This is a genomic window from Cupriavidus cauae, assembly GCF_008632125.1.
Taxonomy (GTDB): Bacteria; Pseudomonadota; Gammaproteobacteria; order Burkholderiales; family Burkholderiaceae; genus Cupriavidus; species Cupriavidus cauae.
The window spans coordinates 16,342-37,279 of record NZ_VWRN01000071.1 but is presented as its reverse complement, the minus strand read 5'-3'; the positions used below and the strand labels follow the sequence as shown (position 1 = coordinate 37,279).

Sequence of the window (20,938 nt, the reverse complement as noted above, 5' to 3'; positions counted from 1 at the left end):
TTGTTCTGGTCCGCAAAGCAAAAAGCCGCGCCGGACGTTGACGCCCGAGCGCGGCCTGTGTTGCCTCAACGGCTGGCCATCATGCCGCCTGCTGGAATTCCGGCAGGCTGGCGAAGCGGCCAAGATGATGGTCGACATCGCCGAAGGTGGTGTTGATCAGCGTCAGCCGCTTGAACATGTGCGCGGCCGGCAGTTCGTCGGTCACGCCCATGCCGCCGTGGATCTGCACCGCTTCCTGGCCGACCGTGCGCGCGGCCTGGCCGACGCGGGCCTTGGCCGCCGACACATAGCGGCGGCGCTCCTCGGGGCTGGCCTCGTCGAAGCGGGCCGCGGCCAGCAGCGTGATCGAGCGCGACTGCTCGGCATGGATGAACATCTCGACCATGCGATGCTGCAGCGCCTGGAAGCGCGCGATCGGCACGCCGAACTGCTGGCGCGTCTTGGCGTACTCGATGGTGGCGGCGGTCAGCGTGTCCATCACGCCCACGGCCTCGGCGCACAGCAGCACCGCGGCGTAGTCGGCGGTCTGCTCGAGCAGCGCCCAGCCCTGCCCTTCGGCGCCCAGCAGTTCGCCGGCGGCGTCCTGGAAGGTGATATCGGCCGCGTGCAGATTGTCGATGGTGCGGTAGTCGCGGATCGTGACGCCCGGGGCCCTGGCATCGACCAGATACAGCGAGATGCCGTCCTGGTCGGCATTGCCGCCGCCGGTGCGTGCGGACACCACCAGCTTGTCGGCCTGGCCGCCGTGGACCGCCACGACCTTGGTGCCGTTCAGCTTGCCGCCCCTGGCGGTCACGCGCACGTCGTTCAGCGCGTAGCGCGCCTCGCGCTCGTTGAACGCGGTGGCCAGCTTGATCTCGCCGCCGGCAACCTGTTCGAGCACGGCGTCCTGGCCGCCGGCCTGCTTCAGCGCGTAGGCCGCGGTCACCGTCGCCAGATACGGCTCGACCACCAGGCCGCGGCCCAGCTCCTGCATTACCACCATCATGTCGATGGCGGTACCGTTGAAGCCGCCCTGCGCCTCGGGCACCGGCAGCGCGGTCAGGCCGAGCTCGACCAGCGCGTTCCAGGCCGCTTCGCTGTAGCCGGTCTCGCTCTTGTAGGCCTTCTTGCGGGACTCGAAGTCGTAGCTCTTGTCGATGAAGCGGCGTACCGCGTCAGCCAGTTGCTTCTGCTCGTCGCTGAGATTGAAGTTCATGGTTCCTGTCTCCTCACAGCCCCAGGATCATCTGGCTGATGATGTTCTTCTGGATTTCGTTGGATCCGCCGTAGATCGAGGTCTTGCGGAAATTGAAGTAGTACGCGGCCAGCGGCGCGGCATCGTCGTAGCCGGTCACCGCATGCTCGGTCTCGCACTCCAGGTAGTCGCGGTCGAACGGCTGCGCGTACGGGCCGACGGCCTCGACCATCAGCTCGGTCAGCATCTGCTGGATCTCGGTGCCCTTGATCTTCAGCAGCGAGGCCTCGGGGCCGGGGCCCTTGCCGGCGCTCTCGCTCGAGACCACGCGCAGCACGGTGATTTCCAGCGCCATCAGCTCGATCTCCAGCGCGGCGACCTTGGCGCCGAATACCGGATCTTCCAGCAGCGGCTTGCCGTTCTTCTGCTGCTGGCGCGCGACGCGCTTCAGGAAGCCCAGCTCGCGCTTGGAATTGCCGACGCGGGCGATGCCGGTGCGCTCATGGCCGAGCAGGTACTTGGCGTAGGTCCAGCCCTTGTTCTCTTCGCCGACGCGGTTCTCGACCGGCACCTTGACGTTGTCGAAGAAGACCTCGTTCACCTCGTGGTCCTCGTCGAGCATGATGATCGGACGCACGGTGATGCCCGGCGTCTTCATGTCGATCAGCAGGAAGGAGATGCCCTCCTGCTTCTTGGCCTCGGGGTCGGTGCGGACCAGGCAGAAGATCATGTCGGCGTGCTGGCCGAGCGTGGTCCAGGTCTTCTGGCCGTTGACGATGTAGTGCTTGCCGTCCGGCGTCAGTTCGGCGCGGGTCTTCAGCGAGGCCAGGTCCGAGCCCGAGCCCGGCTCCGAATAGCCCTGACACCACCAGTCGGTGCAGTCCAGGATGCGCGGCAGGTAGTACGACTTCTGCTGCTCGTTGCCGTACTTCATGATCACCGGCGCGACCATCGCCACGCCGAAAGGCAGCACGCCGGGCGCGCCGACGCGGGCATTTTCCTCATCCCAGATATGGCGCTGGGTCGCGTTCCAGCCGGTGCCGCCAAACTCGACCGGCCAGTGCGGCGCCGACCAGCCCTTGCCCGCCAGGATCTTGTGCCAGCGCACCAGATCGTCGCGGTTGGGCCGGCGGTGATTCAGAATCTTGGCGCGAATGTCCGCCGGCAGGTTGGCTTCCAGCCAGCTGCGCACTTCCTCGCGGAAGGCGTTGTCGGCCGCCGTGTAATTGAGATCCATGCCCGTCTCCAGTGATGCCGGCTGCGGCCGGCAAATTGTTCTGGCCAACGCGCCCTCGCACCGGCGCGAAGGCGGGCACGGGACGCGATTCAGTGAGCCGTCTGCTTCAGCGCATCCGGCACCACGAGCGGAAACGTTTCGATGCCCTCTTCGGCGAGCGCCTGCACTTCCTCCGGCGACGCCGTCCCGCGGATGCCGCGTTCCGGTGCCTCGTCGTAATGCATGCGCCTGGCCTCCTCGGCAAAGCGCGGCCCCACGTCCTCGGTCTGCGCCAGCACCTGCCTGACCGCCTTCAGATACAGCGATTGCAGAACCTGCGCCGCCTGCGGGACCGCCTCCTGTGCCTGCGGTGCCGGCGCCCGCGGCGTCGGCGCTCGCTCGGCCGCGCCGGACAGATTCAGGCGCGGGGCGCTCGGCAGCCGCGTCACCGCGTGGTCGCCGCAGACAGGACACTGAACGAGATCGCGCGAAATCTGCGACTGCGCATCGTCCTCCGAAGCAAACCAGCCTTCGAACCGATGGTCATGCGCACAGCGCAGGTCGAGCACCTTCATGATGTTTCCAGCCCGTCAAAGCAATATTAGCCGTGAATCGCAAATTTGTGAACGGTCGTTCTAATTTTTTCCTGACCGGTGCCAGCCCGGAGGCTGGCCTGTCGGGAAGATGGTAGCGCTTCGGCGAATTTAAAGGTGGGCGGCGCTCAGCCCGGCACCTTCTGCTCGCCCGGCTGCCAGGCGCCCGACAGCACCTTTTCCAGCCAGAACGCGCCGATGATGGTCTTGACGTCGGTGATGCGGCCCTGGCGGACCCAGTCGATCACCTGCCCGGCCGGCACGATCAGCGTTTCGAGGAATTCGCCGTCGTCCAGCGCCGCCTCGCCGGCGGTCAGCTCGCGCGCCAGGAACAGGTCGATGAACTCGGTCGAGTACGAGATTACCGGGTGGATGCGGGTCAGGTAGTCCCAGCGCGCGGCGCTGTAGCCGGTTTCCTCGCGCAGCTCGCGCTCGCCGCAGCGCTGCGCCCCTTCCTGCGGGTCCAGCTTGCCGGCCGGGAATTCGAGCATGACCTCGCGCACCGCATAGCGGAACTGGCGCTCCACCAGCACGGTGCCGTCGTCGAACAGCGGGATCATCATCACCGCGCCCGGGTGCTCGACATACTCGCGGCCGGCCTGCTTGCCGTCGGGCAGCCGCACGATGTCCTGCTTCAGCGTCAGAAACTTGCCCCGGTGCAGCGTCGCGGACGCCAGGGGGACTTCCTTCAGATGGTCGTCGCCGCCGGCGTCGAGCGCTTCGGGAGAGACCAGGGAGGCGGCTTTCGAATGGGATGACGACATGAACCCTCCGGGATGGCGAGGCCGCCGAAGGTCATGCCGGGTTCGGCGTCAGCTCGCGCGATGTTTGACCAGGTACTGCCAGGTGTAGCCGGGGAAGGCGAACACCAGCATCAGGCAGGCGGTGATCGCGTAGAACTGCCAGCCCTGGGCAAAGCGGTTGCCCAGGCCGGCCTCGACCGCGAACCCGACCGCGCCGACCAGCAGATAGTAGACGATCAGCTCGGCGAGCCGCACCCAGAACGGCTTGCGCGGCTTGCCGAGCGGAATGACCGCAAACAGGCGCTGGTTGACGAACGGCAGATTGGCACAGGCCAATGCCAGCAGGATGACAAACCAGCCGCCCGCGGATGCGCTCATTGCGGTTTGGGTGGGATTCGCTTCGTGTGCGCGTCGGCCGGGCGCTCAGGCGCCCAGCGTGGTGCGCACGACCTGGTAGCACAGGTTCATCAGCGCGGCGGGGAAGATGCCCAGCGCGACGATCACCAGGCCGTTCAGGCTCAGCAGCGAACGCAGGCCGCCGGAGGCTTCCAGCGTTTCCTCGCCGGCCGGCACGTCGAAGTACATCAGCTTGACGATGCGCAGGTAGTAGAACGCACCGATCAGCGAGAACAGCACCGCCACCACGGCCAGCCACGACATGCCCGCCGCGACCACCGCCTCGAGCACGGCCAGCTTGGCGTAGAAGCCCACGGTCGGCGGGATGCCGGCCAGCGAGAACATCATCACCAGCATCAGCAGCGCGAACCACGGGTTCTTGCGCGACATGCCCTTCAGGTCTTCCAGCGTCTCGGCCTCGAAGCCCTTGTTGGTGCGCAGCAGGATGATGCCGAAGGTGCCCAGCGTGGTCAGCACGTAGGTGACCGCGTAGAACATCGCCGAGCCGTACGCGCTGGCGGCGCCGTCGGTCTGGCCGCCGGCCACGCCCGACAGCATGCCCAGCAGCAGGAAGCCCATGTGCGAGATCGTCGAATACGCCAGCATCCGCTTCAGGTTGCTCTGCACGATCGCGGTCAGGTTGCCGATCGCGAGCGACACCACCGCCAGCACCGACAGCATGACCTGCCAGTCCACCGCCAGCGGCAGCAGGCCTTCGACCAGGATGCGCAGCGTCATCGCGAAGGCGGCCAGCTTCGGCGCACCGGCGATCAGCAGCGTCACCGCGGTCGGCGAGCCCTGGTAGATGTCCGGAATCCACATGTGGAACGGCGCGGCGCCCAGCTTGAAGGCCAGGCCGGCGACCAGGAACACCACGCCGAAGGCCAGCATCGTCGTGTTGACGCGGCCGGATTCGACCACGCGGAACACTTCGCCCAGGTTCAGCGAACCGGTGGCACCGTACATCATCGACATGCCGTACAGCAGGAAGCCCGAGGCCAGCGCGCCCAGCACGAAGTACTTCATCGCCGATTCGGACGTCACGCGCGAATCGCGGCGCAGCGCGACCAGCGCGTACGACGACAGCGACAGCAGTTCCACGCCGAGGTACAGCGTCAGGAAGTTGTTGCCGGTGATCATCACGATCTGGCCGCCCAGCGTGAACAGCGCCAGCATGTAGAACTCGCCGGCGTACAGGTCACGGTCGCCGAGGTAGCGGCGGGTGTAGACCAGCGTCACGAACAGCGCCAGCGCCGAGAACGAGGCCAGCACGTTCGCCATCGGGTCGATCACGGCCAGGTTCGAGAAGGCGTAGTGGGTCTCGCCGTTGGCGGCGTTCAGGCCGAACCAGACGGTCAGTACCAGCGTGATCAGCAGCGACAGCGGATAGGCGACGCTCGGGCGGTTCTTGCCGCGCGCGAGGTCGATCCAGTTGACCGCCGCGATGGCGATCGCCAGGAAGATGATCGGGGCGACGGGCGCCCAAGTCGTGGTCGATTCCATGATTCGTTCTCTCCCTGCTTACAGCTTGGACTGCGCCACGTGCGACAGCAGGTTGACCACCGATGCGTGCATCACATCGGTAAAGGGTTTCGGATGCAGGCCCATGTACAGCGTCATCGCGGCCAGCAGGCCCAGCATGACGAACTCGCGCTTGTTCAGGTCGACCAGCTCGGCGACGTGCTGGTGCTTGATATCGCCGAACACCACGCGCTTGACCATCCACAGCGAATAGGCCGCGCCGAGGATCAGCGAGGTGGCCGCCGCCAGGCCGATCCAGAAGTTGTACTGGACGCCGCCCAGGATCACCATCCACTCGCCGACGAAGCCCGAGGTGGCCGGCAGGCCGCTGTTGGCCATCGCGAAGAACACCGCGAAGGCCGCGAACTTCGGCATCGTGTTGACCACGCCGCCGTAGTCGGCGATCTGGCGCGAGTGCACGCGGTCATAGAGCACGCCGATGCAAAGGAACATCGCGCCCGAGATGAAGCCGTGCGAGATCATCTGCACGATGCCGCCCTCGATGCCGATCTCGCTGAAGATGAAGAAGCCCAGCGTGACGAAGCCCATGTGGGCGATCGACGAGTACGCGACCAGCTTCTTCATGTCGGCCTGCACCATCGCCACCAGGCCGATGTAGATCACGGCCACCAGCGAGATCGCGATGATGAACGCGGCCAGGCTGTGGCTGGCGTCCGGCGCGATCGGCAGCGAGAAGCGCAGGAAGCCGTAGGCGCCCAGCTTCAGCATGATCGCGGCCAGCACCACGGAGCCGCCGGTGGGCGCCTCGACGTGGGCGTCGGGCAGCCAGGTGTGGACCGGCCACATCGGCACCTTGACCGCGAAGGCCAGGAAGAACGCCAGGAACAGCAGCACCTGCTCGTTCATCGACAGCCTGGCCTGATGCCATTGCAGGATCTCGAAGCTGCCGGTCTTGTTGTACAGGTACAGCAGCGCGATCAGCGTCAGCAGCGAGCCGAGCAGCGTGTAGAGGAAGAACTTGAAGGCCGCGTAGACCCGGTTCGGACCGCCCCAGACGCCGATGATGATGTACATCGGGATCAGCGTGGCCTCGAAGAACACGTAGAACAGCATGCCGTCGAGCGAGGCGAACACGCCGACCATGATGCCCGACAGGATCAGGAACGAGGCCATGTAGGCCGCCACGCGCTCGGTGATGACCTCCCAGCCGGCGATCACGACGATCACCGTGATAAAGGCGGTCAGCACCACGAACCACATAGAGATGCCGTCGACGCCGAGGTGGTAGTTGATGTTGAAGCGCTCGATCCACGAATACTTCTCGACGAACTGCATCTGCGCGGTGCCGCGGTCGAAGTTCAGAATCAGCGGCAGCGTGACCAGGAAGCTGACGATCGAGCCGAACAACGCGGTCCAGCGGACGAAGCCCGGGCTGCGATCCGAGCCGAAAGCCAGCACCAGCAAGCCGAAAAAGACAGGCAGCCAGATAGCGAAAGAGAGAACCATTTTCGTTGTATTCCTTACTTGGCGCCCACCGCGCTAGCCGAGCCGAAGATCGTGATCGACAGCAGCACCAGCATGCCCAGGATCATCGCGAATGCGTAGTGATAGATATAGCCGGACTGCACGTAGCGGCTGACCGAGGCGACCCAGCCGACCACGCGCGCGGCGCCGTTGACCAGCAGGCCGTCGATCAGGCCCTGGTCGCCGCCCTTCCACAGGCCCGTGCCGAGCAGGCGCGCGCCGCGGGCGAACACCGCCTCGTTGATGGCGTCCATGTAGTACTTGTTGTCGAGCAACTTGTACACGCCGCTGAAGCGCTGCTGGATGGCCGCCGGGATGTCGGGGCGCTTCATGTAGAAGAACCACGACAGCACCACGCCGGCCAGCGCGAGCCACAGCACCGGGGTCTGCAGCGAGTGGATGCCCATCGCGACCCAGCCGTGGAACATCTCGCCCAGCTCGCGCATCGCGTGATGGTTCTCGCCGACGAAGATCACGTTCTGGAAGGCCACGCCGTTCTTGAAGAAGTCGCCGAACAGCATCGGCTCGATCGCGATCGCACCGATCACCACCGACGGGATCGCCAGCAGCACCAGCGGCAGCGTCACGACCCACGGCGACTCGTGCGGCTTCTCGCCCGGAGCCAGGCCATGGTGATGGTCGTCGCCATGCGCCTCTTCCTCTTCCTCGGCGTGGTCGTGGTGCAGGTGCGGCTTGCCGAAGCGCTCCTCGCCGTGGAATACCAGGAAGTACATCCGGAACGAGTAGAACGCGGTGACGAACACGCCCGCCATCACGGCGAAGTAGGCGAAGCCCGAACCGGCGATGTGCGACTCGGCCACGGCCTCGATGATCGAGTCCTTCGAGTAGAAGCCCGAGAAGAACGGCGTGCCGATCAGCGCCAGCGAACCGACCAGCGAGGTGATCCAGGTGATCGGCATGTACTTGCGCAGGCCGCCCATGTTGCGGATGTCCTGGTCATGGTGCATGCCGATGATCACCGAGCCCGCGGCCAGGAACAGCAGCGCCTTGAAGAAGGCGTGGGTCATCAGGTGGAACACCGCGACCTGGTAGGCCGAGGCGCCCAGCGCGACCGTCATGTAGCCCAGCTGCGACAGCGTCGAGTACGCGACCACGCGCTTGATGTCGTTCTGGATGATGCCCAGGAAACCCATGAACAGCGCGGTGATCGCGCCGATCACCAGCACGAAGGACAGCGCGGCGTCGGACAGCTCGAACAGCGGCGACATGCGGCTGACCATGAAGATGCCCGCGGTCACCATGGTGGCCGCGTGGATCAGCGCCGAGATCGGGGTCGGGCCTTCCATCGAGTCCGGCAGCCACACGTGCAGCGGGAACTGCGCCGACTTGCCCATCGCGCCGATGAACAGGCAGATGCAGGCCACCGTCAGCATCATCCAGTCGGTGCCCGGGAAGGTCACGGTCGCCAGCTGGTCGCGCGCGGCGAACACGTCGGTGTAGTTCAGGCTGCCGCTGTAGGCCAGCAGCAGGCCGATGCCCAGGATGAAGCCGAAGTCGCCGACGCGGTTGACCAGGAAGGCCTTCAGGTTGGCGAAGATCGCGGTCGGACGGGTGTACCAGAAGCCGATCAGCAGATACGAGACGAGGCCCACCGCTTCCCAGCCGAAGAACAGCTGCAGGAAGTTGTTGCTCATCACCAGCATCAGCATCGAGAAGGTGAACAGCGAGATGTAGGCGAAGAAGCGGTTGTAGCCGGGGTCGCCCTGCATGTAGCCGACGGTGTAGATGTGCACCATCAGCGAGACGAAGGTCACCACCACCATCATCATTGCGGTCAGCGAGTCGACCAGGAAGCCGACCTCCATCTTCAGCGGATGGCCGTTGAACGGCAGCACCATCCACTCATAGACGGTGGCGTTGAAGCTGGCCCCATCCACCATCACGTCGCGCAGCACGAGCAGCGACAGCAGGCAGGCGATCGCCACGCCGAGAATGGTCACGGTGTGGGCGATGGCGCGGCCGGCGCGCGTCTCCGACGAGAACGATCCGAAGAACTTGGTGCCGAACAATCCCGCGATGGCCGCGCCGGCGAGCGGCGCCAGCGGAATCGCGAGCAGCAGGTTGGGGTTGAGCGTGGTTGCCATAGGACGCTTGTTGGTGTGCGGTCGGGTGCGGTCGGTTGGGTGACGTGTTTCGACAGGATCGGCTCGCGGGCATCAGCCCTTGAGCGCATCCAGGTCGTCGACGTTGATCGTGTCCAGATTGCGGAACAGCACGACCAGGATTGCCAGACCGATCGCCGACTCGGCGGCGGCCACCGTCAGGATGAAGAAAACGAAGACTTGGCCGGCCAGATCGCCCAGATAGTGCGAAAAGGCGACGAAGTTCATATTGACCGCCAGCAGCATCAGCTCGATCGCCATCAGCAGCACGATCACGTTCTTGCGGTTCAGGAAGATGCCGACGATGCTGATCGCAAACAGGATCGCACCGAGCACCAGGAAATGGGCGAGAGAGAGCACGTCGTTCCCCGATCTTCAGTTCTTGTTGGCGGCGTCGGCTTGCTCGCCGGCGGCTTGCGCGGTCTGTGCCGGCATCGAGACCAGCCGCACGCGGTCGGCGCGGCGGGTGCGCAGCTGTTCGGACACGTCCTGCGCCTTGGTGTCCTTGCGGCGGCGCAGCGTCAGCGCGACCGCGGCGATGATGGCCACCAGCAGGATGATGCCGGCCACCTCGAAGGCGTAGATGTAGTCGGTGTAGATGACCTGGCCGAGCGCGCCGGTGTTCGAGTAGTCGGAACCCTGCGGCATCGGCTTGAGCGGCTGCGTGGTGCCGATGAAGTTGCGCACCAGCACGATCGCCATTTCCGCGATGATCAGCGCGCCCACCACCGAGGCCAGCGGCACATAGGTCCAGAAGTCGCGCCGCAGGTGCTCGATATCGATATCGATCATCATCACGACGAACAGGAACAGCACCATCACGGCGCCGACGTAGACCAGCACCAGCAGGATGGCGAGGAATTCGGCCTGCAGCAGCATCCACAGCGCGGCTGCCGTGAAGAACGACAGCACGAGGTACAGCGCCGAGTGCACCGGGTTCTTGGCGGTGATGACTTTCAGTGCGGAGAGCACCAGCACCACTGCGAAGACGTAGAAGATGGTGGTCGTGAATTCCATGGTTCTCGTCGTGCCGCACGGCACAGGCCACCCCCGGCGGCCTGCCCTTGCGGCATCCTTCTAGTTGCCCCTCGCGGGGCCCGATTCAATATGAAGCCTTGCGGCCCGATGCGCGCGCCCGGCGCGATCAGCGGTACTTCGCGTCCGCCGCCTTGGCCGCCGCGATCTGCGGCTCGTAGCGGTCGCCCACCGCGAGCAGCATGTCCTTGGTGAAATACAGGTCGCCGCGCTTCTCGCCGTGGTACTCGAGAATCTGGGTTTCGACGATGGCGTCGACCGGGCAGGCTTCCTCGCAGAAGCCGCAGAAAATGCATTTGGTCAGATCGATGTCGTAGCGCGTGGTACGGCGGGTGCCGTCGGCGCGCACGTCCGACTCGATCGTGATGGCCAGCGCCGGGCAGACCGCTTCGCACAGCTTGCAGGCGATGCAGCGCTCCTCGCCGTTCGGATAGCGGCGCAGCGCGTGCAGGCCGCGGAAGCGCGGCGAGATCGGCGTCTTCTCCTCGGGGAACTGCACCGTGATCTTGCGGGCGAAGAGATAGCGGCCGGTCAAGGCCATGCCCTTGAAGAGTTCCTTCAGGAGCAGGCTGTTGAAGAAGTCCTTGATGGCGAGCAGCATGACGATTGCTTCCTAGTAATTCCACCGGGCGCGGCGCGTGCGCCGCGGCCCGGTTTGGCCCGTCCCGGCCGGCTTCGTGGCCGGGATCGGCGGCGATTTCAGTGCCAGATGTTCCAGGGCGACTTGATCCAGATCGCCACGATGATCAGCCATGCGACGGTCAGCGGAATGAAGACCTTCCAGCCCAGGCGCATGATCTGGTCGTAGCGGTAGCGCGGGAACGAGGCGCGGATCCAGATGAACACCGACAGCAGCAGGAACACCTTGATCAGCAGCCAGAAGAAGCCCGGGATCGCGTTGGTGACCACGCTGTCGACCGGGGGCGCCCAGCCGCCGAGGAACATCAGCGCGGTCATCGTCGAGATGATGATCATGTTGATGTATTCGGCCAGGAAGAACAGCGCGAAGCCCATGCCCGAGTACTCGATCATGTGGCCCGCCACGATTTCCGATTCGCCTTCCACCACGTCGAACGGGTGGCGGTTGGTTTCGGCCACGCCCGAGATGAAGTAGACGCCGAACATCGGCAGCAGCGGCAGCCAGTTCCACGACAGCACGTTCAGGCCCATGTTGGCGAAGTAGCCGGTGTTCTGGCCGTTGACGATCGCCGACAGGTTCAGGCTGCCCGACACCATCAGCACCGTGACCAGCGCGAAGCCCATCGCGATTTCGTACGACACCATCTGCGCGGCGGCACGCATCGCGCCGATGAAGGCGTACTTCGAGTTCGAGGCCCAGCCCGCCAGGATCACGCCGTAGACGCCGACCGAGCTGATCGCCATCACATACAGCAGGCCGGCGTTGACGTCGGCCATCACCACCTCGGCCTGGAACGGGATCACCGCCCAGATCGCCACGGCCGGCATCAGCACCATCAGCGGCGCGATCAGGTACAGGCCCTTGCTGACCTGCGAGGGCGTCATCACTTCCTTGAGCAGCAGCTTCAGCACGTCGGCGATCGGCTGCAGCAGGCCCAGCGGGCCGACCCGGTTCGGGCCGATCCGCACGTGCATCCAGCCGATCAGCTTGCGCTCCCACAGGATCAGGTAGGCCACGCACAGCAGCAGCGGCACCACGATGACCACGGCGCGAATCAGGATCCACAGCGGCGTCCATGCGCCACCGAAGACGGCCTGTCCCTGCGAGGTAATCCAATCGATCATCTTTCTCTCTCGCCTGTCGTATTCGCTTCTTTAAGCCGCGGCCACCGGGGCCAGTTCCACCGCCTTTTCCACCAGCACGGTGCCGAACATCGGCCCGAGGCCGACGGCGGCCGGCGTGGCCGCCGACACGCGCACCGTATTGGCGGGCAGACCTTCCTCGAGCACGGCCGGCAGCACGACGCTGCCCTGCCCTTGCGTCACGCGCACCGGATCGCCGGCGGCCACGCCGAGCGCGGCGAACAGGTCGGCCGACAGGCCCACCTGCATCGCGCGGCGCGCGGCAGCGGTCAGCTGCAGCGAATCGGCACGGCGCACGATCGCATCCGAGTGGTAGATCGGCACGTCGGCGACGCGCTCGATCGCCGGCACGGCACCGTTGGCCGACGGCGCGGCGACCTGGATCGCGGCGGACGTGCGGTTGTTCAGGCGCGGAGCGATCGCTTCGGCCAGCGCTTCGTCGCGGACCGACTCGGCGGTCTCGTAGTCGAAGCCCGGCACGTCGAGCAGATTGCCCAGCACGCGCAGCACCTTCCACGCCGGGCGGGTCTCGCCCAGCGGACGCACCACGCCGTTGAAGCTTTGCGGCACGCCTTCGCAGTTCACGTAGGTGCCCGAGGTCTCGCTGAACGGCGCGATCGGCAGGATCACGTCGGCGTATTGCAGCGCGGCGTCGGAGCGGAACGGCGACAGCACGATCACGGTGCCGGCCTGGCTCAGCGCGGCCAGCGCGCGTTGCGGGTCGGCGGTGTCGAACTCGGGTTCGGCGTTCAGCAGCACATAGGCCTTGCGCGGCGACTCCAGCATGGCGCGGGCATCGGCCCCGCCCTGGCGCGGCAGCGCGCCGACCAGATGCGCGCCGACGGTGTTGGCCGCTTCGGTCAGGAAGCCCAGCGTGGCGCCGGTGTTGTCCGCGATCCACTGCGCCAGCGCGTGCAGCGCGGCGAATTGCGGATGGCGGACCGCCTCGTTGCCGAGGAACACGGCACGGCGCTCGCCCGACAGCAGGGCCTGCGCGGCCGCCTCGGCCAGCGCGCCACCGTCGAAACCGTCCGTACCGGCCGGAGCGGCGACGCCCTTGGCGGCCGCGACCGCGCGCGCCACGCCGGCCAGCGCGGCGGCCCAGGCCGACGGCGCCACGGCGATGCGCGCCGCCAGCGGCATCAGCAGATCTTCGGGGCTGGCGCCCAGCACGGCGACGCGTGCACCCTTCTTGGCGGCCTGGCGCAGGCGCGAGGCCAGCAGCGGCTGATCCTTGCGCAGCGAGGCGCCGATCACCAGCGCGCCCTGCAGCGTCGACACGTCCGCGATCGGCATGCCGAGCCACGGTGCGCCCGCTACCGGCGCCGAGAAATCGGCCTGGCGCAGGCGGAAGTCGATATTGTCGCTACCGAGGCCGCGCACCAGCTTGCCGAGCAGATAGAGCTCCTCGACGGTGGCGTGCGGGCTGGCCAGCGCGGCGATCTGGTCGGCGCCATGCTCGCGCTTGATGCCGGCCAGGCCGTTGGCGACGTATTCGAGCGCGGTCTGCCAGTCGGTCTCGAGCCACTGGTTGTCCTGCTTGATCATCGGCCGCGTCAGGCGGTCGGCGCTGTTCAGGCCCTCGTACGAGAAACGGTCGCGGTCCGACAGCCAGCATTCGTTGATGGCCTCGTTGTCCAGCGGCAGCACGCGCATCACGCGGTGGTTCTTGGACTGGACGATCAGGTTCGTGCCCAGGCCGTCGTGCGGCGACACCGACTTGCGGCGCGACAGCTCCCACGTCCGCGCGGTGTAGCGGAACGGCTTGCTGGTCAGCGCGCCGACCGGGCACAGGTCGATCATGTTGCCCGACAGCTCGGAGTCCACCGTCTTGCCCACGAAGGTTGTGATCTCGGAGTGCTCGCCGCGGTTCAGCATGCCCAGCTCCATCACGCCGGCCACTTCCTGGCCGAAGCGCACGCAGCGGGTGCAGTGGATGCAGCGCGTCATCTCTTCCATCGAGATCAGCGGGCCCACGTTCTTGTGGAACACCACGCGCTTCTCTTCCTTGTAGCGCGATTCCGAGGCGCCGTAGCCGACCGCCAGATCCTGCAGCTGGCACTCGCCGCCCTGATCGCAGATCGGGCAATCGAGCGGGTGATTGATCAGCAGGAATTCCATCACCGACTTCTGGGCCTTGACCGCCTTCTCCGAATTGGTGAAGACCTTCATGCCCGCGGTAACCGGCGTGGCGCAGGCCGGCAGCGCCTTCGGCGCCTTTTCGACCTCGACCAGACACATGCGGCAGTTGGCCGCGATGGACAGCTTGCGGTGATAGCAGAAGTGCGGGATGTAGGTGCCCAGCTTGCGGGCCGCTTCCATCACCAGGCTGCCTTCCGCAACCTCAACCTTCTTGCCGTCGATTTCGAGTTCAACCATGTTCTGCCACGCTTAGATGTAGGCCGGAACCATGCACTGCTTGTGTTCGACGTGATATTCGAACTCTTTCCAGTAGTGCTTGAGCATGCCGCGGACCGGCATCGCCGCCGCATCGCCGAGCGCGCAGATGGTGCGGCCCATGATGTTTTCGGCAACGTTGTTGAGCAGGTCCAGGTCTTCCTGGCGGCCTTCACCATGCTCGATGCGGTTCACCATGCGGTAGAGCCAGCCGGTGCCTTCGCGGCACGGCGTGCACTGGCCGCACGATTCTTCGAAGTAGAAATAGGACAGGCGCAGCAGCGAGCGAACCATGCAGCGCGTCTCGTCCATCACGATCACCGCGCCCGAGCCCAGCATCGAGCCGGCCTTGGCGATCGAGTCGTAGTCCATGTCGGACGCCATCATCAGGTCCGCCGGCACCACCGGCGCCGACGAGCCGCCCGGGATCACGGCCTTGAGCTTCTTGCCGCCGCGCATGCCGCCGGCCAGTTCCAGCAGCGTCGCGAATGGCGTGCCGAGCGGAATCTCGTAGTTGCCGGGACGCTCGACGTCGCCCGAGACCGAGAAGATCTTGGTGCCGCCGTTGTTCGGCTTGCCCATCTTCAGGTAATTCTCGGGACCGACGGCCAGCAGGAACGGCACCGCGGCGAAGGTCTCGGTGTTGTTGATCGTGGTCGGCTTGCCGTACAGGCCGAAGCTGGCCGGGAACGGCGGCTTAAAGCGCGGCTGGCCCTTCTTGCCTTCCAGCGATTCGAGCAGCGCGGTTTCCTCGCCGCAGATGTAGGCGCCATAGCCGTGGTGGGCATGCAGCTGGAAGCTGAAGCCCGAGCCCAGGATGTTGTCACCCAGGAAGCCGGCCGCGCGCGCCTCTTCGAGAGCTTCCTCGAAGATCTTGTACTCGTTCCAGATCTCGCCGTGGATGTAGTTGTAGCCCACGGTGATGCCCATCGCGTACGCGCCGATGGCCATGCCTTCGATCAGCGCGTGCGGGTTGTAGCGGATGATGTCGCGATCCTTGAACGTGCCAGGCTCGCCCTCGTCGGTATTGCAGACCAGGTACTTCTGGCCCGGGAACTGACGCGGCATGAAGCTCCACTTCAGGCCGGTGGGGAAGCCCGCGCCGCCGCGGCCGCGCAGGCCCGAGGCCTTGACGTCGGCGATCACCTGCTCGGGCGGCACCTTCTCGGTCAGGATGCGCTTGAGCTGCTGATAGCCGCCGCGCTTGACGTAGTCTTCCAGATGCCAGTTCTTGCCATCCAGCCCGGCCAGGATCAGCGGCTGGATATGGCGGTCGTGCAGACAGGTCATATTACTTGTCCCCCTTGGCAGCGGCTTCGGCCTTGAGCTCGTCGACCAGCGCGTCGAGCTTGGCGTCGCTCATGAAGCTGCACATGCGGGTGTTGTTGACGATCATCACCGGGGCGTCGCCGCAGGCGCCCATGCACTCGCCTTCCTTCAGCGTGAAGGTGCCGCACGGGGTCGTCTCGTTGTAGTCGATGCCCAGCTTGCGCTTCAGGTACTCGCCGGCACGCTCGCCGCCGGACAGTGCGCAAGGCAGGTTGGTACAGACGGTCAGCTTGTAGCGGCCGACCGGCTTGGTGTCGTACATGTTGTAGAAGGTGGCCACTTCCTCCACCCACACCGGCGGCATGTCGAGGTACTTGGCCACGAATTCCATGACTTCCGGGGACACCCAGCCCACTTCGCCCTGCGCCACGGCCAATGCCGCCATCACGGCCGATTGCTTCTGGTCGGCCGGATACTTGGCGATCGCGCGATCGATTTCCTTGAGAGCTTCTGCTGATAGCATGGTCGTTGCCGTGGTGTTGCCTAATGCGCCGATTTACAAGCGAAACGCGCCAGCCGGTGGCGCGGTCCGCATCAGTTGCAGCCGTCGCTGCGTTGTCCTCGCAGGCATGAGCCCCATGCCGGCTTGCCGCGGTCGGTCCGGATCGTCGTCCGGCGGCGGCACGTCGTTAGCGGTCGATCTCGCCGAACACGATGTCCTGCGTACCGATGATCGTCACCGCATCCGCGATCATGTGGCCCTTGGCCATTTCGTCGAGCGCGGCCAGGTGGGCAAAGCCCGGTGCGCGGATCTTCAGACGGTACGGCTTGTTCGCGCCGTCGGAGATCGCGTAGATGCCAAACTCGCCCTTCGGGTGCTCCACCGCCGCGTAGGTCTCGCCCTCCGGCACGCGAATGCCTTCGGTGAAGAGCTTGAAATGGTGGATCAGCTCTTCCATGTTCGACTTCATGTCGACGCGCGACGGCGGCGTGACCTTGTGGTTGTCGCTCATCACCGGGCCGGGATTGCGGCGCAGCCAGTCGACGCATTGCTTGATGATGCGGTTGGACTGGCGCATTTCTTCCACCCGCACCAGATAGCGCGCATAGCAGTCGCCGCCCACGCCGACCGGCACGTCGAAGTCGAGCTTGTCGTAGACCTCGTAGGGCTGTTTCTTGCGCAGGTCCCACTCGATCCCCGAGCCGCGCAGCATCGGGCCGGTAAAGCCCATCTGCAGCGCGCGTTCCGGGCTGACCACGCCGATGCCGACCAGTCGCTGCTTCCAGATCCGGTTGTCGGTCAGCAGCGTCTCGTACTCGTCGACGTACTTCGGGAACCGGTTGGTGAAATCCTCGATGAAGTCGAGCAGCGAGCCGGAGCGCGCCTCGTTCATCGCCTTGATCGCCCGCTCGTTGTGGACCTTGGACGCCTTGTATTGCGGCATCGTGTCGGGCAGGTCGCGATAGACGCCGCCCGGACGATAGTAGGCCGCGTGCATCCGCGCGCCCGACACCGCCTCGTACATGTCGAACATGTCCTCGCGCTCGCGGAACGCGTACAGGAACACCGCCATCGCGCCGACGTCGAGCGCGTGCGAGCCGATCCACATCAGATGGTTCAGCAGGCGCGTGATCTCGTCGAACATCACGCGGATGTACTGCGCGCGGATCGGCACGTCGATGCCGACCAGCTTCTCGATCGCCATCACGTAGGCGTGTTCGTTGGCCATCATCGACACGTAGTCGAGACGGTCCATGTACGGCACGCTCTGGATCCAGGTCTTCTGCTCGGCCAGCTTCTCGGTGGCACGGTGCAGCAGGCCGATGTGCGGGTCGGCGCGCTGGATCACTTCGCCGTCCAGCTCCAGCACCAGGCGCAGCACGCCGTGCGCCGCCGGGTGCTGCGGACCGAAGTTCAGGGTGTAATTCTTGATATCTGCCATCGCGGGTTCTCAGTGCCGGTCAGTGCTTCAGGCCGCCGTAGTTTTCCTCGCGGATCACCCGTGGCGTCAGCTCGCGCGGTTCGATCGTGACCGGCTGATAGATGACGCGCTTCTGCTCTGGGTCGTAGCGCATCTCGACATAGCCGGACACCGGGAAGTCCTTGCGGAACGGATGGCCGACGAAGCCGTAGTCGGTCAGGATGCGGCGCAGGTCCGGATGGCCTTCGAAGATGATGCCGAAGAAGTCGAACGCCTCGCGCTCGAACCAGTTGACCGAGTTCCACACGTCGATCAGCGACGGGATCACCGGCATGTCGTCGTCCGGCGCGAACACGCGCACGCGCAGGCGCCAGTTATGCGTCAGCGACAGCAGATGCGAGATCGCGGCGAAACGCGGACCGTCCCAGGCGCCGTCGCCATAGGTGGAATAGTCGACGCCGCACAGGTCGATCAGCTGCTCGAAACGCAGCGACGGATCGTCGCGCAGGATGCGGGCCACTTCGAGGTAGTCGTCGGCCTTGACGATCAGCGTCAGCTGGTCGAACGACTCCACCAGCTTGCCGATGCGATTGCCGAGCGCCTTCTCCAGCGCGGACTTCAGGGTATCGAGCTTGGCCATGTCAACCCTTGCGCGCGATGGTGTTGGTGCGGCGGATCTTGTTCTGCAGCTGGATGATGCCGTAGATCAGCGCTTCGGCCGTCGGCGGGCAGCCCGGCACGTAGATGTCGACCGGCACGATCCGGTCGCAACCGCGCACCACCGAATACGAGTAGTGATAGTAGCCGCCGCCGTTGGCGCACGAGCCCATCGAGATGACCCAGCGCGGCTCGGCCATCTGGTCGTACACCTTGCGCAGGGCGGGGGCCATCTTGTTGCACAGCGTGCCGGCCACGATCATCACGTCCGACTGGCGCGGCGACGGGCGGAAGATCACGCCGAAGCGGTCCATGTCGTAGCGCGCGGCGCCGGCATGCATCATTTCCACGGCACAGCAGGCCAGGCCGAAGGTCATCGGCCACAGCGACCCGGTGCGGGTCCAGTTGATCAGCTTGTCAGCGGTAGTCGTGACGAAGCCTTCGTTCAGAACGCCTTCGATTGCCATTTCACATCACTCCCAATCGAGCGCGCCCTTTTTCCAGATGTAGACGAAGCCCACGATGAATTCCAGCAGAAACACGCCCATGGCGATGAAACCCGGCCAGCCGATGTCCTGCAGGGCGACGCCCCACGGGAAAAGGAAAGCGGTTTCGAGATCGAACAGAATGAAAAGGATGGCGATGAGGTAATAGCGCACGTCGAACTTCATGCGCGCGTCCTCAAACGCTTCGAAGCCGCACTCGTAGGGCGAGAGCTTGGCGGCGTCGGGCTTGTTCGGACCCAGGATCCGGCCGATCGACATCAGCGCGAGGCCGAGCACCACGCCGAAGATGATGAAGATGAGAACGGGGAAATAGGCTTCGAGATTCAAGGTACGGCCAGCCTTATCTGGAATGTTGTCAACAGCACCAGCTGAAGCGGCGTCCTGTTGCCCACCCCAAGCGCCCAACGCCATTGCGCAGACATCACGGCGCCGCCTTGCGGACTGCCGGAGCCCCTCACCGGGGCATTGCCCGGGAGCAGACTCCGATCAAGTTGTTTGGTGCCGACGGCGAGACTCGAACTCGCACAGCTTTCGCCACTACCCCCTCAAGATAGCGTGTCTACCAATTTCACCACGTCGGCTGGGGGAGAAACAATATTGCCTGGCGCCGGGTTTCAAGCCCTTCGGTATGCTGGTTTTGCGGCCATTTTTGCTATTTGGCCGCACCGCCAGGAACCGTCGCTGGGGAATCGTTTCAAGCCCTGCATTCTAACCCATGATCGCCACTTTGTTCAATGCACAAGTGCAAAATGTTCGGCAATCCCGGGCGCGAATGCCGGATTATTTCGGCACGGCGGGAGCCGCCGGCGCCGATGCGGCAGCGGCCGGCGCCGATGCAGCCGGCACCGAGGCGGCCGGGGCCGGAGCGGTCTGCGGAGCCGCGCCCATCACGCCCAGCGAGGCCGACGGACGGTAGTTGCCCAGCAGCGTCAGCGCCAGCGTGCAGACGAAGAACAGCGTGGCCAGCACGGCCGTGGTGCGCGACAGGAAGTTGGCCGAGCCGGTGGCGCCGAACAGGCTGCCCGAGGCGCCCGAGCCGAACGCCGCGCCGACGTCGGCGCCCTTGCCGTGCTGCAGCAGCACCAAGCCGATCACGCCCAGTGCCGACAGCACCTGCGCGACCATCAATAGAGTTTTCAGAATTGCCATGGATTCGATTCGCTTGCCTGATTCAGACGGTCGGTGCGGCCGGCATCAGGCGTTGCCGATCGCGAGAAAATCTTCGGTTTTGAGCGAGGCGCCGCCGATCAGGCCGCCGTCGATATCGGCCATCGAGAACAGCTCGGCCGCATTGTCCGGCTTGACGCTGCCGCCGTACAGGATCGCCATGCGCTGCGCCACGCCGGCGTCGCGCGCAGCCACCTGGGCCCGCAGGAAGGCGTGCACGGCCTGGGCCTGCTCCTTGCTGGCGGTCTTGCCGGTACCGATGGCCCAGACCGGCTCATAGGCCAGCACCACGCGACCCAGCTGCTCCACCGACAGCGCGTCCAGCACGGCCTGCAGCTGCCGGCCGACCACGGCCTCGGTTTCGCCCGCCTCGCGCTGCGCCAGCGTCTCGCCGACGCAGATCACCGGCACGATGCCGAATTCGAGGGCCCGCAGCGCCTTGGCTGCGACACCGGCATCGCTCTCGCCATGATAGGTGCGGCGCTCGGAATGCCCCACCAGCACGTAGCTGACGCCGAACTCGGCCAGCATCGACGCCGCCACCTCGCCGGTGAACGCGCCGCGCGCCTCGGCCGACACGTCCTGGGCGCCCCAGGCGACCTGGCTGCCCGCCAGCAACGCCTGGCACTGCGCCAGATAGGGGAACGGCGCGCACACCGCGAGGCTGGCACCCGCAGGGGCGCCGGCCTTGATACCGTTCAGCAGGGCCTCGTTGGCAGCCAGGCTGCCATGCATCTTCCAGTTGCCGATGACGAGCTTTTGTCTCACGAAAGCGCCTCTCAAAATCAAACCCGCTATTCTACCGTGCGCGGGGACGGGGCGCTACGCCGATCGGCCGGAAAGCGCGCGAACCTAGCGCCCGACCAAGCCTGACCAAGCCCGACCAAACCAGCCCCGGTCAGCCCCGGTCAGCCCCGGTCAGCCCCGGTCAGCCCCGGTCAGCCCCGGC

21 protein-coding genes and 1 tRNA gene are annotated in these 20,938 nt (G+C 65.6%); all 22 read right to left on the bottom strand.

Annotated elements, in window-relative coordinates; genetic code table 11:
• Positions 1-79: 79 nt before the first annotated feature.
• On the bottom strand, positions 80-1,198 hold the full coding sequence (locus F1599_RS24185; RefSeq protein WP_149319372.1) for an acyl-CoA dehydrogenase family protein: 1,119 nt from the start codon (positions 1,196-1,198) through the stop codon (positions 80-82).
• A 13-nt stretch (positions 1,199-1,211) separates the two neighbouring features.
• Complete coding sequence (locus F1599_RS24180; protein ID WP_149319373.1) at positions 1,212-2,414, bottom strand: acyl-CoA dehydrogenase family protein; 1,203 nt, start codon at positions 2,412-2,414, stop codon at positions 1,212-1,214.
• Between the two features lie 89 nt (positions 2,415-2,503).
• On the bottom strand, positions 2,504-2,968 hold the full coding sequence (locus tag F1599_RS24175; protein WP_149319374.1) for a DUF1178 family protein: 465 nt from the start codon (positions 2,966-2,968) through the stop codon (positions 2,504-2,506).
• Between the two features lie 146 nt (positions 2,969-3,114).
• Positions 3,115-3,750, bottom strand: coding sequence for an NUDIX domain-containing protein (locus F1599_RS24170; RefSeq protein WP_223819859.1), 636 nt, complete (start codon positions 3,748-3,750; stop codon positions 3,115-3,117).
• A 48-nt stretch (positions 3,751-3,798) separates the two neighbouring features.
• Entirely contained in the window at positions 3,799-4,107 is a 309-nt protein-coding gene (locus F1599_RS24165; protein ID WP_053821445.1) for a DUF2818 family protein, read from the bottom strand.
• A 45-nt stretch (positions 4,108-4,152) separates the two neighbouring features.
• A complete protein-coding gene (nuoN, locus tag F1599_RS24160) occupies positions 4,153-5,628 on the bottom strand; it encodes an NADH-quinone oxidoreductase subunit NuoN (protein WP_149319375.1) in 1,476 nt (491 codons plus the stop codon).
• Positions 5,629-5,646: 18 nt separating this feature from the next.
• The gene (locus tag F1599_RS24155; protein WP_149319376.1) at positions 5,647-7,113 is read right to left on the bottom strand and encodes an NADH-quinone oxidoreductase subunit M; all 1,467 of its coding nucleotides are present in this window, start codon (positions 7,111-7,113) and stop codon (positions 5,647-5,649) included.
• A gap of 14 nt (positions 7,114-7,127) precedes the next feature.
• On the bottom strand, positions 7,128-9,236 hold the full coding sequence (gene nuoL / locus F1599_RS24150; RefSeq protein WP_150084777.1) for an NADH-quinone oxidoreductase subunit L: 2,109 nt from the start codon (positions 9,234-9,236) through the stop codon (positions 7,128-7,130).
• A 72-nt stretch (positions 9,237-9,308) separates the two neighbouring features.
• A complete protein-coding gene (gene nuoK, locus F1599_RS24145; RefSeq protein ID WP_006576687.1) occupies positions 9,309-9,614 on the bottom strand; it encodes an NADH-quinone oxidoreductase subunit NuoK in 306 nt (101 codons plus the stop codon).
• A gap of 15 nt (positions 9,615-9,629) precedes the next feature.
• Complete coding sequence (locus F1599_RS24140; protein WP_149319378.1) at positions 9,630-10,271, bottom strand: NADH-quinone oxidoreductase subunit J; 642 nt, start codon at positions 10,269-10,271, stop codon at positions 9,630-9,632.
• A 127-nt stretch (positions 10,272-10,398) separates the two neighbouring features.
• Complete coding sequence (nuoI, locus tag F1599_RS24135; RefSeq protein ID WP_149319379.1) at positions 10,399-10,890, bottom strand: NADH-quinone oxidoreductase subunit NuoI; 492 nt, start codon at positions 10,888-10,890, stop codon at positions 10,399-10,401.
• Between the two features lie 98 nt (positions 10,891-10,988).
• Positions 10,989-12,053, bottom strand: coding sequence for an NADH-quinone oxidoreductase subunit NuoH (gene nuoH, locus F1599_RS24130; protein ID WP_150084776.1), 1,065 nt, complete (start codon positions 12,051-12,053; stop codon positions 10,989-10,991).
• Between the two features lie 30 nt (positions 12,054-12,083).
• Positions 12,084-14,450 (bottom strand): NADH-quinone oxidoreductase subunit NuoG, encoded by a 2,367-nt coding sequence (gene nuoG, locus F1599_RS24125; RefSeq protein ID WP_150084775.1) that lies wholly within the window; start codon positions 14,448-14,450, stop codon positions 12,084-12,086.
• Positions 14,451-14,462: 12 nt separating this feature from the next.
• Positions 14,463-15,758 (bottom strand): NADH-quinone oxidoreductase subunit NuoF, encoded by a 1,296-nt coding sequence (gene nuoF / locus F1599_RS24120; protein WP_053821438.1) that lies wholly within the window; start codon positions 15,756-15,758, stop codon positions 14,463-14,465.
• A 1-nt stretch (position 15,759) separates the two neighbouring features.
• Positions 15,760-16,260 carry an NADH-quinone oxidoreductase subunit NuoE gene (gene nuoE, locus F1599_RS24115; protein ID WP_149319382.1) on the bottom strand — a complete coding sequence of 167 codons (501 nt, stop codon included), beginning with the start codon at positions 16,258-16,260 and terminating at the stop codon, positions 15,760-15,762.
• A 166-nt stretch (positions 16,261-16,426) separates the two neighbouring features.
• The gene (locus F1599_RS24110) at positions 16,427-17,680 is read right to left on the bottom strand and encodes an NADH-quinone oxidoreductase subunit D (RefSeq protein WP_149319383.1); all 1,254 of its coding nucleotides are present in this window, start codon (positions 17,678-17,680) and stop codon (positions 16,427-16,429) included.
• Between the two features lie 19 nt (positions 17,681-17,699).
• Positions 17,700-18,299 carry an NADH-quinone oxidoreductase subunit C gene (locus F1599_RS24105; RefSeq protein WP_149319384.1) on the bottom strand — a complete coding sequence of 200 codons (600 nt, stop codon included), beginning with the start codon at positions 18,297-18,299 and terminating at the stop codon, positions 17,700-17,702.
• Between the two features lies 1 nt (position 18,300).
• On the bottom strand, positions 18,301-18,783 hold the full coding sequence (locus tag F1599_RS24100) for a NuoB/complex I 20 kDa subunit family protein (RefSeq protein ID WP_006156837.1): 483 nt from the start codon (positions 18,781-18,783) through the stop codon (positions 18,301-18,303).
• Positions 18,784-18,789: 6 nt separating this feature from the next.
• Positions 18,790-19,149, bottom strand: a complete 360-nt coding sequence (locus F1599_RS24095; protein WP_144828915.1) for an NADH-quinone oxidoreductase subunit A — start codon at positions 19,147-19,149, stop codon at positions 18,790-18,792.
• Positions 19,150-19,318: 169 nt separating this feature from the next.
• Positions 19,319-19,403: transfer RNA gene (locus F1599_RS24090), tRNA-Leu, on the bottom strand.
• 199 nt (positions 19,404-19,602) lie between these two features.
• Positions 19,603-19,971 carry a preprotein translocase subunit SecG gene (gene secG / locus F1599_RS24085; RefSeq protein ID WP_149319385.1) on the bottom strand — a complete coding sequence of 123 codons (369 nt, stop codon included), beginning with the start codon at positions 19,969-19,971 and terminating at the stop codon, positions 19,603-19,605.
• Between the two features lie 45 nt (positions 19,972-20,016).
• Positions 20,017-20,757: a triose-phosphate isomerase gene (tpiA, locus tag F1599_RS24080; RefSeq protein ID WP_150084774.1), complete on the bottom strand. Its 741-nt coding sequence runs from the start codon at positions 20,755-20,757 to the stop codon at positions 20,017-20,019.
• Positions 20,758-20,938 lie beyond the last annotated feature (181 nt).

Coding starts and splice junctions, on each gene's coding strand:
- F1599_RS24170 (WP_223819859.1), bottom strand. CDS start 3,750: ATGTCGTCATCCCATTCGAAAGCCGCCTCCCTGGTCTCTCCCGAAGCG.
- F1599_RS24165 (WP_053821445.1), bottom strand. CDS start 4,107: ATGAGCGCATCCGCGGGCGGCTGGTTTGTCATCCTGCTGGCATTGGCC.
- nuoL (WP_150084777.1), bottom strand. CDS start 9,236: ATGGCAACCACGCTCAACCCCAACCTGCTGCTCGCGATTCCGCTGGCG.
- F1599_RS24105 (WP_149319384.1), bottom strand. CDS start 18,299: ATGGCCAAGCTCGATACCCTGAAGTCCGCGCTGGAGAAGGCGCTCGGC.
- nuoN (WP_149319375.1), bottom strand. CDS start 5,628: ATGGAATCGACCACGACTTGGGCGCCCGTCGCCCCGATCATCTTCCTG.
- F1599_RS24175 (WP_149319374.1), bottom strand. CDS start 2,968: ATGAAGGTGCTCGACCTGCGCTGTGCGCATGACCATCGGTTCGAAGGC.
- F1599_RS24110 (WP_149319383.1), bottom strand. CDS start 17,680: ATGGCAGATATCAAGAATTACACCCTGAACTTCGGTCCGCAGCACCCG.
- secG (WP_149319385.1), bottom strand. CDS start 19,971: ATGGCAATTCTGAAAACTCTATTGATGGTCGCGCAGGTGCTGTCGGCA.
- F1599_RS24180 (WP_149319373.1), bottom strand. CDS start 2,414: ATGGATCTCAATTACACGGCGGCCGACAACGCCTTCCGCGAGGAAGTG.
- nuoG (WP_150084775.1), bottom strand. CDS start 14,450: ATGGTTGAACTCGAAATCGACGGCAAGAAGGTTGAGGTTGCGGAAGGC.
- nuoF (WP_053821438.1), bottom strand. CDS start 15,758: ATGACCTGTCTGCACGACCGCCATATCCAGCCGCTGATCCTGGCCGGG.
- nuoH (WP_150084776.1), bottom strand. CDS start 12,053: ATGATCGATTGGATTACCTCGCAGGGACAGGCCGTCTTCGGTGGCGCA.
- F1599_RS24140 (WP_149319378.1), bottom strand. CDS start 10,271: ATGGAATTCACGACCACCATCTTCTACGTCTTCGCAGTGGTGCTGGTG.
- nuoE (WP_149319382.1), bottom strand. CDS start 16,260: ATGCTATCAGCAGAAGCTCTCAAGGAAATCGATCGCGCGATCGCCAAG.
- F1599_RS24155 (WP_149319376.1), bottom strand. CDS start 7,113: ATGGTTCTCTCTTTCGCTATCTGGCTGCCTGTCTTTTTCGGCTTGCTG.
- F1599_RS24185 (WP_149319372.1), bottom strand. CDS start 1,198: ATGAACTTCAATCTCAGCGACGAGCAGAAGCAACTGGCTGACGCGGTA.
- F1599_RS24100 (WP_006156837.1), bottom strand. CDS start 18,783: ATGGCAATCGAAGGCGTTCTGAACGAAGGCTTCGTCACGACTACCGCT.
- nuoI (WP_149319379.1), bottom strand. CDS start 10,890: ATGCTGCTCGCCATCAAGGACTTCTTCAACAGCCTGCTCCTGAAGGAA.